This window comes from Methylobacterium sp. E-065 (assembly GCF_022829605.1).
In the GTDB taxonomy this organism is placed as follows: domain Bacteria; phylum Pseudomonadota; class Alphaproteobacteria; order Rhizobiales; family Beijerinckiaceae; genus Methylobacterium.
Map to the genome: position 1 here is coordinate 68,386 of NZ_JAKSYD010000153.1, position 15,350 is coordinate 83,735.

Sequence of the window (15,350 nt, forward strand, 5' to 3'; positions counted from 1 at the left end):
CTCCCTCAGAAAGCCAGAAGCCCGGCGGCGCGCAGCCGCGCGAGGAGCGGCAGCAGCGGCAGGCCCAGCACGGTGCTGTGATCGCCCGCGACCGATTCGAACAGGTGGATGCCCGGCCCCTCGAGCTGGTAGCCGCCGACGCTCGCCCGCACGCGATCTTCGCCCGCGCAGTCCACATAGGCCGCGATCGCCCGAGCATCGAGGGGGCGCAGGGTCAGCCGGGCGGTCTCCACGAAGGTGTCGCGGACGGATCCGGCCAGCGCCACGGCGGAATGCAGGGCGTGGGTCCGGCCGGCGAGGCGGGCGAGCTGCGCCCGGGCCGCCGCGGCATCAGCCGGCTTATGGAACACGGTGCCGTCGCAGTCGAGCACCTGATCGGCGCCGATGACGACGCGTCCGGGATGCCGGGCCGCCACCGATTCGGCCTTGGCGCGGGCGAGGTGCAGGGCGAGATCGGGCGGGGACAGGCCGGCGCTCTGCGCCTCCAGGGCGCGCTCGTCGACCTCGGGGGACGCGGTCTCGACCGGCAGCGCGGCGCTCTCCAGCAGGAGGCGTCGGGTCGGGCTGGTGGAGGCGAGGAGGAGCGGGGCCGAGCCGGTCCAGGGCGAGCGGAGCATCGCGCCAGTGTCACGGATCCGGCGCAGGGCGCAAGACGGCGATCGTATCGGGGGCTGCGACGAGCCCCGCCGTCGGAATGGACCGGCGGGCGGGGCTGTCGCGGGGCCGTTACGCAACCTGGCGCCCGAGATGACCTTGGCACGGGTCGGTTAGGGGAAGGTCAACGGCCGGGACAGGGAACTTGTCCATTCCGTGCTGAGAAGGGACAGGCACCGTTTATCTCCCTCCCCCGCAGAGGGGGGAGGGTGCGCGCGCGTCAATCAAAGTTCAGGATCGACGCGAGGCGGAACTGCGTCCCGGGCTAGGCTCCGGGACTATCGCAGCGCCGCCGGGGAGGCGTGCGCCTCAGGTGTTCATCGAGTCGAAGAAATCGCCGTTGCTCTTGGTCTGGCGCAGCTTGTCCATGAGGAACTCGATCGCGTCGGTGACGCCCATCGGGTTGAGGATGCGGCGCAGCACGTAGGTCTTCTTGAGCGCGTCCGGCGGGACCAGCAGCTCCTCCTTGCGGGTGCCCGAACGGGTGATGTCGATCGCCGGGAAGATGCGCTTGTCGGAGACCTTGCGGTCCAGGATGATCTCGGAGTTGCCGGTGCCCTTGAACTCCTCGAAGATCACCTCGTCCATGCGCGAGCCGGTGTCGATCAGCGCGGTGGCGATGATCGAGAGCGAGCCGCCCTCCTCGATGTTGCGGGCCGCGCCGAAGAAGCGCTTGGGCCGCTGCAGGGCATTGGCATCGACACCGCCGGTCAGCACCTTGCCGGAGGACGGCACCACCGTGTTGTAGGCGCGGCCGAGCCGGGTGATCGAATCGAGCAGGATCACGACGTCGCGCCCGTGCTCCACGAGGCGCTTGGCCTTCTCGATCACCATCTCGGCGACCTGCACGTGGCGGGTGGCCGGCTCGTCGAAGGTTGAGGCGATGACCTCGCCCTTCACCGAGCGCTGCATGTCGGTGACCTCCTCGGGCCGCTCGTCGATGAGCAGCACGATCAGGTAGCACTCGGGGTGATTGAGGGTGATCGACTGCGCGATGTTCTGCATCAGCACGGTCTTACCCGTGCGCGGCGGCGCCACGATCAGGGCGCGCTGGCCCTTGCCGATCGGCGCCACGATGTCGATGATCCGCGGCGAGAAATCCTTCTTGGTCGGGTTGTCCAGCTCGAGCTTGAACCGCTTCGTCGGGAACAGCGGCGTCAGGTTGTCGAAGTGGACCTTGTGCTTGATCTTCTCCGGGTTCTCGAAGTTGATCGTGTTGACCTTCAGGAGCGCGAAGTAGCGCTCGCCGTCCTTGGGGCCGCGGATCGGGCCCTCGACGGTGTCGCCGGTGCGCAGGCCGAAGCGGCGGATCTGGGTCGGCGAGATGTAGATGTCGTCGGGGCCGGGCAGGTAGTTCGAGTCCGAGGAGCGCAGGAAGCCGAAGCCATCCTGCAGCACCTCGACGGTGCCCGAACCGATGATCTCGATCTCCTTGGCAGCGAGCTGCTTCAGGATCGCGAACATCAGCTCCTGCTTGCGCATGGTCGAGGCGTTCTCGACCTCGACCTCCTCGGCGAAGGCCGTCAGGTCGGTGGGCGTCTTCGCCTTGAGATCCTGGAGCTTGACCTCGCGGACACCTTCAAGGGCGGCGGGGAGGGCCGGCGCATCGGCCGGCTCCTCGGTCTCGATCTCGGCGAGGGCGTCGGGATGTGGCGTCATGGGGTGTCTTGCAACCGACGGAGAAGGTGGGAGGGCCGGTTCTGTGCCACGCACCCGGGGGACGGGCGGCGATGGGCGGGCCGCGCTGCGGCGAGGGGCCCGAGGATCAGGGTGGCGAAACCGTTCTGGCAGGACCCTCACAGGCGCGCTACGGCGCAGACCGTGTGATGAGGGCCCGGTACGGATAACGCGTTTCGCCCCCACACTCAAGTGCCTTGCACGGAAGGCACGGCGAGGGCGCGCTAAAGGCCCTCGCGGACGGGTTGCGTCAAGGTTAGACAGGCGACGCCGCGGACGGACTCGGAACCGGGTCCGATCGGGATCGTTCCCCGTCCCGGTGCTGCAGCGCAGCAGACCGTGAACCTGTTTCAGACCCGCAACCCGTTTTTGATCCGCCATCCGTTTCAGACCCGAAAGCCCATTAGACCACCATGCGCGACGATGCCGCCGGACGCACCATCACCGCCCACGAGCCGCGCCGGATCCCATGGCTCGACGTCGTGTTCGGCTTCGGCCCGATGGTGCCGATCGTGGTCGGTGCCGCGGCGGCCTGGTGGCTGAACGGGCAGCCGCTCGACTATCTCGTGGCCCTGTTCACCCTGCTGTACGCGGCCTCGATCCTGCTGTTCCTCGCCGGCGTCCACCGGGGCGTCAGCTTCCGGACCGAGGGCGGCCCGCGGCTGTCGCAGATCGTCACGATGCTGGTGATCTACGCGCTCGGGCTGTTCAGCTTGTTCTCCGCCGTGATGGGCAAAGCCGTTCCGGCTCTGGCGATGCTGATCCTCGGCTACGCCGTGGTCGGGATCTTCGATCCGATCGCGGCGCGCTCCGGTGCGGTGCCCCTGGCGCATGCCCGCCTGCGTCCGCTCCAGATGCCGATCGCCGTGGTGAGCCTTGCGGTGCTGCTCTGGCTGAAGCTGACGGCGCCGTACTGACGTCGTCCGGCGGCACGCGGCACGCGGCACAACGCGCCGTCGGATGCAGCATGTTCTCATCCGGACTAACGGATTCCTCGATCACGGTTGGAGACGGCGAGCGGTATCAGAACACGCGCCTCTGCCTCCCCCCTCTGCGGGGGAGGGAGGGCGCGTGGCGGATTCAGCCGAGCGCAGGGTCGCATCCGCAAACCGAATTCCCCTTTCGCACCGCATGCTCTAGAGCCCGGCCGCAGGATCCCCGCCTGCCGGGGACGATTCAATCCGATGCCGGATCCGCGCTCCGGGTCCGCGAGAAGCGAACGCGCCCCCATGTCCAAGGCCGATACTCCCAAGGCCGAGAAGGCCGACATCCTCAAGCCCCGCCTGCCGCGCGGCTTCGTCGACCGGCGCGCCGGTGAGATCGCCGCGCAGCACCGGATGCTGGAGACGATCCGGCGGAGCTTCGAACTCTACGGCTTCGAGGCGCTGGAGACCCCCTTCGTCGAGTACACCGAGGCGTTGGGCAAGTTCCTGCCCGACCTCGACCGGCCGAACGCGGGCGTGTTCTCGTTCCAGGACGACGACGAGGCGTGGCTGTCGCTGCGCTACGACCTGACGGCGCCGCTCGCCCGGTTCGTGGCCGAGAATTTCGACGCCCTGCCCAAACCCTATCGCAGCTACCGGGCCGGCTACGTCTTCCGCAACGAGAAGCCGGGGCCGGGCCGGTTCCGCCAGTTCATGCAGTTCGACGCCGACATCGTGGGCGCGGGCAGCATCGCGGCCGATGCCGAGATCTGCATGCTGATGGCCGACACGCTGAACCGGCTCGGGCTCGGCGGCCAGTACGTGGTCAAGGTCAACAACCGCAAGGTGCTCGACGGCGTGATGGAGGCGGCGGGCCTCGCGGGCGACGACCGGGCCGGCCAGCGCCTGACCGTGCTCCGGGCGATCGACAAGCTCGACCGGCTGGGCGTCGACGGGGTGCGCCAGCTCCTGGGCGCCGGCCGCAAGGACGAGAGCGGCGACTTCACCAAGGGCGCGGGCCTCGACGAGGCGGCGATCGGGCGGATCCTGGCCTACGTGTCGTTCCAGGCCAGCGCCGCGGACGGCGCCGACAAGGTGGCGTTCTGGGAAAAGTTCTTTGCCGGCTGGCACGACGCGGTCGGCGATTCGGAGACCGGCCGGGAGGGCATTGCCGAACTGCACGCGATCATGCGCCTCTGCGCGGCCGCCGGCTACGGCCACGACGTGATCCGGGCCGATCCGAGCGTCGTGCGCGGGCTCGAATACTACACCGGCCCGGTCTACGAGGCCGAGCTGACCTTCCCGGTGACCAACGAGGACGGGCAGACGGTGCGCTTCGGTTCGGTGGCGGGCGGCGGGCGCTACGACGGGCTGGTCGGGCGGTTCCGGGCCGAGCCGGTGCCGGCGGCCGGCTTCTCGATCGGCGTCTCGCGCCTGTTCTCGGCCCTGCAGCTCGTGAATAGCCCGCTGCTCGCCGGCACCGAGACTCCTGGGCCGGTGGTCGTGCTGGTCCTCGATCGGGAGAACATGGCCGATTACCAGCGCCTCGTGGCGCTGCTGCGTGCCGACGGCATCCGGGCCGAACTCTATCTCGGCGCCGCCGGCATGAAGGCGCAGATGAAATACGCCGACCGCCGCCGCGCCCCGGTGGCGATCATCCAGGGCTCGAACGAGCGCTTGGCCGGCGAGGTCCAGATCAAGGACCTGATCGAGGGCGCCCGGGCGGCGGAGTCCATCGCCAGCAACGCCGAGTGGAAGGCCGCGCGGCCGGCGCAATTCTCCTGTCCGGAGGCCGATCTGGTGGCGCAGGTCCGTGCCGTGCTGGCTCGGCACTTTCCGTCGACCGCGGGTTGAAACGCACAAGCCTCCGCGGCGTTGTTCCCGGTCGATGCCGCGACCTTGTCGGCAGGGAAATCCGGGGATGCGCTTCAAGACGCCCACGCTGATCCTGCCGGCCGTGCTGCTCCTTGCCGGCGCAGTACCGGCTTCCGCAGCCCGCCCGGTGCCCGGTCAACTGCCCAGCGCCGTGGCATCGGCCACGCCGGGAACCGGCAGCGCGCCGGTCCTCAGCGCCGGCGTCGCGGGCGCCCCCGCACTCGCTTCCCTGACCCGGAAGAAATCCGCACGGCGACCCCGCGGTGCCCGCCTCGGCAGCGCCCGCCCGCTCTGAGACCGCAAGCGAGTCCGGGTTTCCCAAGGGCGAGCCCTTGGGCGGGGGTTCGGGGGCGGAGCCCCTGAGACTTGGGCTTCGCCCAACACCGGGTGGAACCCGGCACCAGGGCTCTGCCCTGGACCCGCGAAAGGTCTCGACCTTTCGAAACCGGGACGTTGCTCTACCGCACGCAGACCGGCGGCAGCGCGGCGCGGACCTTGGCGGCGAATGTCGCGAGGTCGCAGCCGCCATCCCGCGCCGGACAGATCCCGATCGCCAGTGGCAGCGAGACCGGTGGGTTGCGGGGGCCGAGCGGCCGGGCGGTGCGCAGTTGATCGAGGGTCTGGGCGTAGATCTTGACCCGAACCGTCCGCGCCTCGGTCTCGGGATGGCGCCAGACTTCGAAGGCCAGGGTGGTGTCCGGGGCCGTCGGGTCCGGCTGACCCGGGAGCGACCAGCCGACCCCCAGGGCGCCCGACAGGTTCGACAGGGTGGTGTCGTGACCGGCCAGCATGACGAGGCGCGCGCTCGCCCCGAGCGGTGGGACGCCGAGACCCCGGGGCGCCTCGCCCTGCAGCAGGTCGGCGAGCATCCGCAGCAGCGTCGCCGCGCGGAACTGGGCGATCTCGGGCGTCCGCCTCAGGAGGTCGGCCGAGCGCCGGTGGGCGGGCAGCAGAGTCGCCAGGGTCTCGGTCGAACCCTGCCCCCAGGCGACCTGTTCGGCCGGCAGGCCCTCCGCGTATTCCAAGAGCAGGTTTTCCGACACCGTGGCGGCGAGCGCCAGCGGACCGGCGATCTTCAGCCCATTCGGCTCGGCGACTAACGTGCTCGGGCCGTCCAGGCAGGCGGCCGGGACCGCCGCGCAGGCCTGCGGGCCGAGGATCCGTTTCAGCGCCGCGATCGCCTTCTCGGACGGCTTGTCGGTCACCGCGATCCCGCCCGCCGTCCGGCTCTGGATCGCCGCCAGGGCCACGACCGGCTCCAGCGGGCAGATGCGCCCGCTGTCGAAGACCGGATCGACGGCACCCACCGGCCCATGACGCGCCACGAGGCCGCAACCCGGGAGGACGGCGTCGGCCAGGATCTGGCCGCTCCGGCGGGTGCGGTTCGCGGCGCCGTCCGCCCAGACCTGTACGGCGTTCGGCGCCGGGCAGCCGGTCGCGGGCAGCAATTCCGCCGCGGCATAGACCGCCCGCAGGTAGGTCCCCATCTGCGTCAACGCCTCGGCCCCGTGCGGGGTCAGCTCGCCCGGCTCGACCGGGAAGGCGGGCCAGGGCCGGCCGGTCTTAGCCTCCAGCGCGGCCGGCGAGGCGGTCGGCGCGCGTACGCCGTGGCGGGTGACCGTCACCACCCGTTCGAGCTTGGGCTCGGCCCGGGCGGGCGCCTGCGCCGCCAGGATCAGGCTCAGCGCCGCGGCGAGGCCCACCTGCCGCCGACCGGGAATCTGAAAGACGCGCCGAGTCATCCCGGGATCTGCTCCACATCGCCGCCGGATGATCCGACCACCCGACAATGCTCAAGCTCATGCGAAGAAGCAATCCATCCGCTTTCTAAGTCTTAACTTGCTGGATTTCGGATCGTATCGACTTCATTTTTGGTTCGTATGATCCATAAACCACAATCTAACGCTTCATTTTATCGGTTCACACATTGAATGTTCTGGTTTCGAAAGGTCGAGACCGTTCGCGGGTGCAGGGCAGCGCCCTGCTGTCGGGCTGTGCCCGATGGTCGGCCTCTGCCCGCACCAGGGCTTCGCCCGATCTGTCAGGGCTCTGCCCTGACGACCCGCCAAAGGGCGAGCCCTTTGGAATCCCCTGATCGGCGTGACGATCGGGCCGGACGGCCCCTGCGCAGTCCCGCGCGCCGGACCAGCGCGGGGTGTGTCGCCAAGCCCGGCCGTGGTTGCTACAGAGCGCCCGCGAGGTGGACACGATGACACGACCGGAGGCGGGTGAGACGGGGGCGGGGGACGCGGCGCGGACGCGTCTGCTCGCCCATCTGACGGCGGCGGGCTACCGGCCGGTGACGCCGCCGGTGCTGCAGCCGCTGGAGCCGTTCCTGGAACTGTCCGGCGAGGATATCCGCCGCCGGATCTTCGTGACCCAGGATGCGGCCGGGGCCGAGCTGTGCCTGCGCCCGGAATTCACCATTCCGGTCTGCCGCCTGCACCGGGCCGAGGCCGACGGGCGGGTGGCCGATTACAGCTATTGCGGCCCGGTCTTCCGGCTGGCGGCCGACGAGCCCGACGAGTTCTTCCAGGCCGGGATCGAATCGATCGGGCGCACCGACACGCCGGCCGCGGACGCGGAGGTGCTGGGCCTCGCCCTCGAAGGTCTCGCGCTGTTCGGCCGGCATGATCCGGCGGTGCGGCTCGGCGATATGGGCCTGACCGTTGCGCTTCTCGACGGGCTCGCGGTTCCGCCCGCCGCCAAGCGGCGGACCCTCCGAGCGCTCGCCGCCGGGCGCTCGCTCGACGCCGTGACCAATGGCGCCGGGGCGCGGCCCGAGGATCCGCATGCCGGCCTGCTGGCGGCGATCCAGGGCCAGGACCCGCGGGGCGTGCGCGCCTTCGTGGAGGACGTGCTGGCGATCGCCGGGATCTCGGCGGTGGGCGGGCGCAGCGCGGGCGAGATCGCCGAACGCTTCCTCGCCAAAGCCTCCGCGCAGGCCCATGGCGGGGCCGGGCTCAACACCGAGAACCGCGCGATCCTCGACCGCTACCGGGCGATCGCCGGCCATCCGGACGCGGCAGCGCGTGATCTGCGAGCGCTGGTCGCCGACGCGAACTTGCGCCACGACGCCCTCTCGGCCGCCCTCGACCTGTTCGAGGAGCGCACCGGCTTCATCGCGGCCCGGGGCCTGCCGATCGAACGCTTCCGCTTCCAGGGCGGCTTCGCCCGCAACCTCGACTATTATACCGGCTTCATCTTCGAGGTGACCGAGCGCGACGGCCCGATCCTGGTCGGGGGCGGCCGCTACGACGGGCTGCTCGGGCATCTCGGCAGCCCGGTGCCGCTGCCCGCGGTAGGCTGCACCTTCTGGATCGAGCGCGTGGCGGGAGCCGGACAATGAGCGCTTCCGAGCCCCTCAGCTTCGAGCCCCTCATCCTGGCGGTCCCGTCCAAGGGACGCCTGCAGGAGAATGCCAGCGCGTTCTTCGGCCGCGCGGGTCTCAAGCTCGCGCAAGGCGCGGGCGCCCGCGATTACCGGGGCAAGCTTCTCGGCGTGCCCGACGTCGAGGTGCGCTACCTCTCGGCTTCCGAGATCGCCGCGCAGCTCGCCTCCGGCGCAGCCCATCTCGGGGTGACCGGCGAGGACCTGATCCGCGAGACCCTGCCGGACGTGCGCGGCCAGGTGGAATTGCTGACGCCGCTCGGCTTCGGCAACGCCACCGTGGTGGTGGCCGTGCCCCAGGCCTGGATCGACGTGCGCGACATGTCGGATCTCGACGAGGTCGCGGCCGGGATGCGCGCCCGCCACGGCCGGCGCCTGCGGGTCGCCACCAAATACGTGAACCTGACCCGCCGGTTCTTCGCCGAGAAGGGCGTGGCCGATTACCGGATCGTCGAGAGCCTGGGTGCCACCGAGGGGGCACCCGCCGCCGGCTCGGCCGAGATCGTGGTCGATATCACCACCACGGGGGCGACGCTCAGCGCCAACGCCCTGAAGGTGCTGGAGGACGGGATCATCCTGCGCTCGGAGGCGAACCTCGTGGCCTCGCTCAAGGCGCCCTGGGGCGCGGGCCAGCGGGCGGCGCTCCGCACCGTGCTCGGCCGCATCGCCGCCGAGGAGCGCGCCCGCACGACCCGAGAGGTGCGCGCCGCCCTGCCGGAGAGCGGCACGATCGACCTCGCCACCCTCGCAGGGCTGCACGAGGCGGAACTGCCCTACGGTGCTCCGCGGGGGCCGGAGGGTGAGATCGTGCTGCGCTGTCCGGAGGGCGCGGTGTTCGACCTCGCCGGCGCGCTGGTCGAGGCCGGGGCGCGGGCCGTGACGGTGCGGCGGGTGGACTACGCCTTCGCGGCCGAGAACCCGCTGGCGGAGCGGTTGCTGGCGCGGTTGTAAGGGCGTTCGTCGGGCCTGCACGCGTGATCGCTGCGAGCTATTGCGGCCCCTGCTTGGCGAACTCCGAAAGCACGCCGCGCAGCACCTTGAGCCGCCCGTCATACGCGGCCGTCAGGCAAGCTACGTCGGCGCCGCAGGTCCGGCGCTCCTCGAGCCACGCTTCCTGATCCTCGCGCAGCTTCCCTTGGCCACCCATCGGCAGCACGGCCTTCAGGATCTCGAACCGGGTCGCCATCTCGACGTCCCGGTCGTTGAGGGGAAGATGCGCGCAGATCGCCTTCTCGTCGGCCGCCGTGGCCTTGTCGCAGGGGAAGCTCGCCGCGTAGGCCGGGGCGTTGGCCCCGAGGGCGGCGAGGAGCAGGGCGAGGACGAGCGGCTTCGACATGGCCTGCCAACGAGCCGGTGGCGGAAAGGCTCCCGCGCGCCGACAGCGTGGCGAAACGCGCCCGGGATCACAGGATCCCCGGATCAGAGGCCCGGCTTGACCACCACCAGGATGACGATGACGATCATCAGGAGCGTCGGCACCTCGTTGAGCACCCGGTAGAACCGGTGGCCGCGGGTGTTCCGGTCGGCGGCGAAGTCCTTGACCATCCGGGCGAGCCAGCCGTGAATGCCCGACATCGCCAGCACCAGCACGAATTTCGCCTGCAGCCAGGGGGCCGCGTAGTAGCCGCTCATCCAGGCGAGGATCAGCCCGAACACCCAGGTGGCGATCAGCGCCGGAGTCATGATCGCCTTGAGCAGGCGGCGCTCCATGACCTTGAAGGTCGCCGATTGCCCCTCGGAGCCCGGCGGCAGGCTCGCGTGATAGACGAACAGCCGGGGCAGGTAGAGCATGCCCGCCATCCAGGCGATCAGGCTGACGATGTGCCCGACCTTGATCCAGTCGTACAGCACGGCCGGCTCAGCCCCGCAGCCGTGCGAGCATGCGCTCGACATGGGCGACCGGCGTCTGCGGCGTGATGCCGTGGCCGAGGTTGAAGATGTGCGGCAGGCCTGCCGTCGCGGCCAGCACGGTGTCCACCGCCGCGTCGAGGGCCGCGCCGCCCTCGATCAGCGTGTCCGGATGCAGGTTGCCCTGCGTGACCGTGGAGGCCGGGACCCGGGCGCGCAGGGCCTTCAGGTCCACACCCCAATCGACCCCGATGGCGTCGGCAGCGGTCTCGGGCACCACCCGGGCATGGCCGTCGAGCCCGGAGCCCCGGGCGAATACGATGATCTTGGCCCCGGGCACCCGGGCACGCACGCCCGCGATCATCCGGGCGATCGGCCGCAGCGACCAGCGGGTGAGGGCATCCACGCTCGCGTCCGGAAGCGCGCTCTCGGCCACGTCGCCAACGGGCTCGACGGTGCCGCCCGCGGCGGGAACCGCCAGCGGCAGGGTGCCGGCATGGGATTCGAAGATCTGCACCGCATCGGCGCCGGCTTCGAGCTGCCGCACGAGGTAGTCGGTCTGCACGGTCACGAGGCGGTCGATCAGGGTGTCGACCAGGGCCGTGTCGCCCTCGGCCAGCGCCCGCGCCGGGGCGAGGTCCGGGGTGCCGCGCCCGCCGATCATGTAGCTCGCCACCGTCCAGGGGGCGCCGCAGAAGCCGAGCAGCGTGGTCTCGCGGGGCAGTTCGGCACGCAGCCGCTTCACCGTCTCGAAGACCGGGGCGAGGTGGGTCATCACGGCCGGATCGCCGGCCTCGCGCAGCTGCGAAAACGCCTCGCGCCCGTCGAGGGGGTCGAGGCGCGGCCCCTCGCCCTCCACGAAGCGCACGTCCTGACCCAGCGCGTGCGGGACGACGAGGATGTCCGAGAACAGGATCGCGGCGTCGAAGCCGAAGCGCCGGATCGGCTGAAGGGTAACCTCGACGGCGAAATCCGGATTGTAGCAGAGGTCGAGGAACGAGCCCGCCTCCGCCCGGCTCGCCCGGTATTCCGGCAGATAGCGGCCCGCTTGGCGCATCATCCAGGCGGGGGGCGGCCCGATGGCCTCTCCCTCGAGGACACGCAGCACCTTGCGTTCCCCCTGCGGCGTCCCCGTCATCTGCGCTCCACCCCCGCTTGTCCGATCCGGAATGCCTGTCGGCGTGCCTCCTGTCGAGTCGCGGCACGCCGATCCCCACACAGGCCCCTTCGAAAAGAAAAGAGAGATTCTAGGACTCTGTTTTTTCTATTGGGGGGGCGAGGATCGGGCGCGCAATCGGGTCCACAGGCCGTCCCCGCCGCCGCGCCGTTAACGAGGCTTTAAAGGATTCGCTCCATATTGCGAGAACCGGATGGTCCGACAGCGCCTTGGCTACGCCGAGTCGTGTACGCACCCCCCGTGTGTCCCGGATTGTCCCACGGGGCCGGATTCCGCCTGCCCAAATCGCGGGCCTGTGAACGGCGGAGTCGATAACCGAACACCGTCCTGTTCTGGACCGGCCCGGTCGGGCATCCTATCCACACTGATCGACTCCCCTGGCGGCCGGCGGTGGATAACCCGGGCCCCGTGACGAAGGCGACCAGATGGGCCGCAGCTATTTCCACCTCCACCTCGTCTCCGACTCGACCGGCGAGACGCTGATCAATGTGGGGCGGGCGGCGGCCGCCCAGTACGAGGGGGTGTCGGCGATCGAGCACGTCTACCCGCTGGTACGCTCGGCGGCGCAGCTCGACCGGGTCATCTCGGAGATCCGGGCCGCGCCGGGCCTCGTGCTCTACACCCTGGTGGGCGGCGATCTCGGTGAGCGGCTGGAGGAGGTCGCCCGGGAGACCGGGTCCCCGTGCCTGTCGGTGCTGCGGCCGGTCCACGACCTGCTGCGCGCCTATCTCGGTGCCGAGACCACGGCCCGGCCGGGCGCCCAGCACATGCTGAACGCGGAGTACTTCAAGCGCATCGACGCGATGAACTTCACGTTGGCCCACGACGACGGCAACCTGCCGGAGGATCTGGAGCAGGCCGACGTGATCCTGCTCGGGGTCAGCCGCACCTCGAAGACGCCGACCTCGATCTACCTCGCCAATCGCGGCCTCAAGACCACCAACCTGCCGCTGGTGCCGGGGATGCCGCTGCCGCCTGCGATCGAGCGCGCGCGCAAGCCGCTGGTGGTGGGCCTGTTCGCGTCACCGGAGCGGATCGTGCAGATCCGCCAGAACCGGCTCTCCAGCCTCAACGCCGACGAATCGTCCCTCTACGTCGACCGCTCGGCGGTGGCCGACGAGATCACCATGTCGCGCCGGCTGTTCGTCAAGAACCGCTGGCCGACGATCGACGTCACCCGTCGCTCCATCGAGGAGACCGCGGCCGCGATCGTCGACCTCTACCGCGACCACCGCCTGAAGTTCATCGCGGATTGAGTCCGGGGTTCCCAAAGGGCAAGCCCTTTGGCGGGGTGTCGGGGCGGCGCCCCGACGCTCGGGCGAAGCCCGACAGAGCAGGGCGCTACCCTGCACCCGAAAAAGGTCAGGGACCTTTTGAAACCACGACGTGTCAGCTCCCGCTCAGGACCGCACGCACCAGGGCGAGGCCGGCCAGCAGGCCCACCAGACCGGTTGCCACCGAGGCCAGCACGTAGAGGGCGGCCATGGCCGTCTCGCCGCGCTCGTACAGGCTGATCGCGTCGAGCGAGAAGGTCGAGAAGGTGGTGAAGCCGCCGAGAATTCCGGTGGTCAGGAACAGCCGGGCCGGGTGACTGGCCGCGCCCCGCAGGGCGAAACCCTCGGCCAACACGCCCATCAGGAACGAGCCCAGCACGTTGATGATCAGCGTGGCCAGCGGAAAGCCGAGACCCGGCAGCAGCCGCGCAACCGCGACGTTGACGCCGTGCCGGGCACCGCCTCCGAGTCCGGCGCCGAGGATGACGATGAGGGTCTTGATCATGCCTACCCTTCCTGTTTCGGTCGGGCGGACCTCACGCGTCGCGGCTTCGGCGCACGGCCCCACCGCGGACCGCGAAAAGCGCGCCCGTGCGGTAGGAGCCATCAGCCCGGCATGGGGATGCCGGGCGGTTGTCGGGGAGCTCCATCCCCATCACCGACAGATCTAGCGCAGGACGGTGCAGGGGGGAACCGGGTTTCCCGGCCCCCATGCCGGTTCGGGGATCAACGCGCGAAGGTGAAGTGGCTGCGCTGCGCGATCTGGGCGGCGTAGAAATCCTCAACCACCTCGCGGACCACCTCGGCGAGCTCGTCGCCCCGGTGCTCGTCGAGCTGGATGTCGCTGCCCACCGTGCGCCCGCTGGCGCAGTGCGCCGCGCCGGGCATGAGGCGCTCGTTGTAGCGCTGGTTCAGTCCCGAGACCGAGATGAAGTTGCTGCCGCCGAGTTCTGGCCCGTACTTGATCTTGATCTTCTGCTCGGCCTCGAGCCCGCGCAGCTGCGCGCAGAGGCTGATGAAGTTGTCCTGATCGATCCTGGCCTCGAGGCCCGTGATGCTGCCGTGGACGTTATCCTCCTCGTTGAGCACTTCGGCCATGAGGTTCAGGACGCCCACGACCGGCTGCAGCGCCCGGCTACCCTCGTCCAGCAGCTTCTGGCGAAACGCGTTGCTCCGGGCATCGGCTTCCTGCAGCCGCGCGCGGAACCGATCCTTGACGTCATTCGCGCGTGTCATCGCGCTCCTCCCTCGTGGTTCACCCGGTTCTTGTTCGTCCGGATACTGGGAACCTATGGAGGTTTTTCAGATGACGCAACATCGTGCAAAATATTGATGCCTGCCCGGATCTTAAGCCATTGCACAGGAATAGTACTTGCCTAGGGACTGTGCAATGGCCTTCGATCAGGCGGTCGTCACTTCAGAAGCTGCAGCAGGCTCCGGCCGGCGGGGGTCTTGAGTTCCTTGGCGTCGAGCTTGCCGTCGCCGTCCGGATCGGCCGCCTTGAAGCGCTGCTCGACCAGGGCGAGGTATTCCTTCCGGTCGAGGGTGCCGTCGGAATCGGGGTCGGCCGCCTTCAGATCCTTCTTGCTGACCCGGCCCTTCAACTCCTTGGCGTCGACGGTGCCATCCTTGTCGGTCTCGGCGGCGTCAAAAACCTTCCCGGCCGCCGCCTGGGCCTCGGCGAGGTCGATGGTGCCGTCCTTGTCGGTGTCGACCATCTTCAGCGTGCGCTCGGCGCCGGACGACCGGGCCAAGGCCGTGGTCGGAAGTGTGGCCGGCAGGACTAGGGCGGCACTGAGCGCCGCGGCGAGGATGGGTCGGATCAGGGGCGTGGACATGTCGAGCGGGTCTCCGTGGCGATCTGCGCCGGCGACCCAAATCATAACCGCGGTGGCTGTTCCCGAACCGTCCTTCACAAGCCGAGGATCGCCAAGATCCACGGGACTCGACACAAGACCGAAAGCCTTCGATCGGTCATCCCACCCTCCCCCTCATCCTGAGGTGCCGGAGCGCAGCGGAGGCCTCGAAGGAGCCCTCCAGGGATCGCGCGGCTGGCTGGAGGGCTTGGCCGCTCCTAACCCGGGCCGACGACGCTCCGGCGCCGATCCCGGACGATCGGCCGGTCCGGATCGCGATGCTGCTGTTCCCGGGCCTCACCGCGCTCGATCTCGTCGGCCCGCAGGAGCTGCTCGCGGGGTTGGCGCCCGGCAGCCTGCACTTCGTCGCCGAGGCCGCCGGTCCGGTGGCGAGCGATACCGGCCTGTCGCTGTTGGCGACCCACACCTTCGAGACCTGCCCGCGGGACCTCGACGTCCTGTTCGTGCCGGGCGGCGACGGAACGCCCGCGCAGATGCGCGACGCCCGGCTGCTCGCCTTACTGCGGGATCGTGCCGAACGGGCCGCTTGGGTGACGAGCGTCTGCACCGGATCGCTGATCCTCGGCGCCGCCGGCCTGCTGCGGGGGTATCGCGCCACATCGCATTGGTGCGTGCGCGACGCGGTGCTGCCGCTCCTCGGCGCCGAGCCGGTGGC

At 70.0% G+C, this 15,350-nt stretch carries 16 protein-coding genes and 1 riboswitch; of the genes, 7 read left to right on the forward strand and 9 right to left on the reverse strand.

Annotated features, from left to right (window positions below; genetic code table 11):
• Positions 1-5: 5 nt before the first annotated feature.
• Together MKK84_RS20585 and rho are read right to left on the reverse strand one after the other, a co-directional pair.
• Positions 6-617, reverse strand: a complete 612-nt coding sequence (locus MKK84_RS20585; RefSeq protein WP_243923011.1) for a Maf family protein — start codon at positions 615-617, stop codon at positions 6-8.
• Between the two features lie 346 nt (positions 618-963).
• On the reverse strand, positions 964-2,313 hold the full coding sequence (gene rho / locus MKK84_RS20590) for a transcription termination factor Rho (RefSeq protein ID WP_243923013.1): 1,350 nt from the start codon (positions 2,311-2,313) through the stop codon (positions 964-966).
• Between the two features lie 431 nt (positions 2,314-2,744).
• Here rho and MKK84_RS20595 point away from each other — a divergent pair, with 431 nt between their 5' ends.
• The 3 genes from MKK84_RS20595 to MKK84_RS20605 all read left to right on the forward strand — a co-directional run bounded on the left by MKK84_RS20595 (position 2,745) and on the right by MKK84_RS20605 (position 5,424).
• A complete protein-coding gene (locus tag MKK84_RS20595; RefSeq protein WP_243923015.1) occupies positions 2,745-3,248 on the forward strand; it encodes a DUF3429 domain-containing protein in 504 nt (167 codons plus the stop codon).
• A gap of 312 nt (positions 3,249-3,560) precedes the next feature.
• Complete coding sequence (hisS, locus tag MKK84_RS20600) at positions 3,561-5,108, forward strand: histidine--tRNA ligase (RefSeq protein ID WP_243923017.1); 1,548 nt, start codon at positions 3,561-3,563, stop codon at positions 5,106-5,108.
• Positions 5,109-5,175: 67 nt separating this feature from the next.
• A complete protein-coding gene (locus MKK84_RS20605; RefSeq protein WP_243923019.1) occupies positions 5,176-5,424 on the forward strand; it encodes a hypothetical protein in 249 nt (82 codons plus the stop codon).
• 163 nt (positions 5,425-5,587) lie between these two features.
• On the opposite strand, the gene MKK84_RS20610 is transcribed toward MKK84_RS20605, so the two are convergent.
• The gene (locus MKK84_RS20610) at positions 5,588-6,871 is read right to left on the reverse strand and encodes a histidine-type phosphatase (RefSeq protein WP_243923021.1); all 1,284 of its coding nucleotides are present in this window, start codon (positions 6,869-6,871) and stop codon (positions 5,588-5,590) included.
• 467 nt (positions 6,872-7,338) lie between these two features.
• Between MKK84_RS20610 and MKK84_RS20615 the strand changes: the two genes are divergently transcribed.
• Entirely contained in the window at positions 7,339-8,478 is a 1,140-nt protein-coding gene (locus tag MKK84_RS20615) for an ATP phosphoribosyltransferase regulatory subunit (RefSeq protein WP_243923023.1), read from the forward strand.
• Positions 8,475-9,470 carry an ATP phosphoribosyltransferase gene (gene hisG / locus MKK84_RS20620; protein ID WP_243923025.1) on the forward strand — a complete coding sequence of 332 codons (996 nt, stop codon included), beginning with the start codon at positions 8,475-8,477 and terminating at the stop codon, positions 9,468-9,470. The genes MKK84_RS20615 and hisG overlap by 4 nt, the downstream gene beginning before the upstream one ends.
• A 37-nt stretch (positions 9,471-9,507) precedes the next feature.
• Here the strand turns inward: hisG and MKK84_RS20625 are convergent, their stop codons facing one another.
• From MKK84_RS20625 to MKK84_RS20635, 3 genes are all read right to left on the reverse strand, one after another.
• Entirely contained in the window at positions 9,508-9,855 is a 348-nt protein-coding gene (locus MKK84_RS20625; protein WP_243923027.1) for a lysozyme inhibitor LprI family protein, read from the reverse strand.
• An 83-nt stretch (positions 9,856-9,938) separates the two neighbouring features.
• Complete coding sequence (gene hemJ / locus MKK84_RS20630) at positions 9,939-10,370, reverse strand: protoporphyrinogen oxidase HemJ (protein ID WP_243923029.1); 432 nt, start codon at positions 10,368-10,370, stop codon at positions 9,939-9,941.
• Between the two features lie 7 nt (positions 10,371-10,377).
• Entirely contained in the window at positions 10,378-11,505 is a 1,128-nt protein-coding gene (locus tag MKK84_RS20635; RefSeq protein ID WP_243923031.1) for a uroporphyrinogen decarboxylase, read from the reverse strand.
• A gap of 464 nt (positions 11,506-11,969) precedes the next feature.
• Between MKK84_RS20635 and MKK84_RS20640 the strand changes: the two genes are divergently transcribed.
• Entirely contained in the window at positions 11,970-12,800 is an 831-nt protein-coding gene (locus MKK84_RS20640) for a pyruvate, water dikinase regulatory protein (RefSeq protein ID WP_243923033.1), read from the forward strand.
• 133 nt (positions 12,801-12,933) lie between these two features.
• On the opposite strand, the gene crcB is transcribed toward MKK84_RS20640, so the two are convergent.
• The 3 genes from crcB to MKK84_RS20655 all read right to left on the reverse strand — a co-directional run bounded on the left by crcB (position 12,934) and on the right by MKK84_RS20655 (position 14,656).
• Entirely contained in the window at positions 12,934-13,323 is a 390-nt protein-coding gene (crcB, locus tag MKK84_RS20645; protein WP_243923035.1) for a fluoride efflux transporter CrcB, read from the reverse strand.
• Between the two features lie 85 nt (positions 13,324-13,408).
• Positions 13,409-13,481: riboswitch (Fluoride riboswitch) on the reverse strand.
• A gap of 63 nt (positions 13,482-13,544) precedes the next feature.
• Positions 13,545-14,054 (reverse strand): hypothetical protein, encoded by a 510-nt coding sequence (locus MKK84_RS20650; RefSeq protein WP_243923037.1) that lies wholly within the window; start codon positions 14,052-14,054, stop codon positions 13,545-13,547.
• 176 nt (positions 14,055-14,230) lie between these two features.
• Entirely contained in the window at positions 14,231-14,656 is a 426-nt protein-coding gene (locus tag MKK84_RS20655) for an EF-hand domain-containing protein (RefSeq protein ID WP_243923039.1), read from the reverse strand.
• 296 nt (positions 14,657-14,952) lie between these two features.
• Between MKK84_RS20655 and MKK84_RS20660 the strand changes: the two genes are divergently transcribed.
• Positions 14,953-15,350: DJ-1/PfpI family protein (locus tag MKK84_RS20660; protein ID WP_243923041.1), on the forward strand; the 398-nt coding region annotated here is incomplete at its 3' end.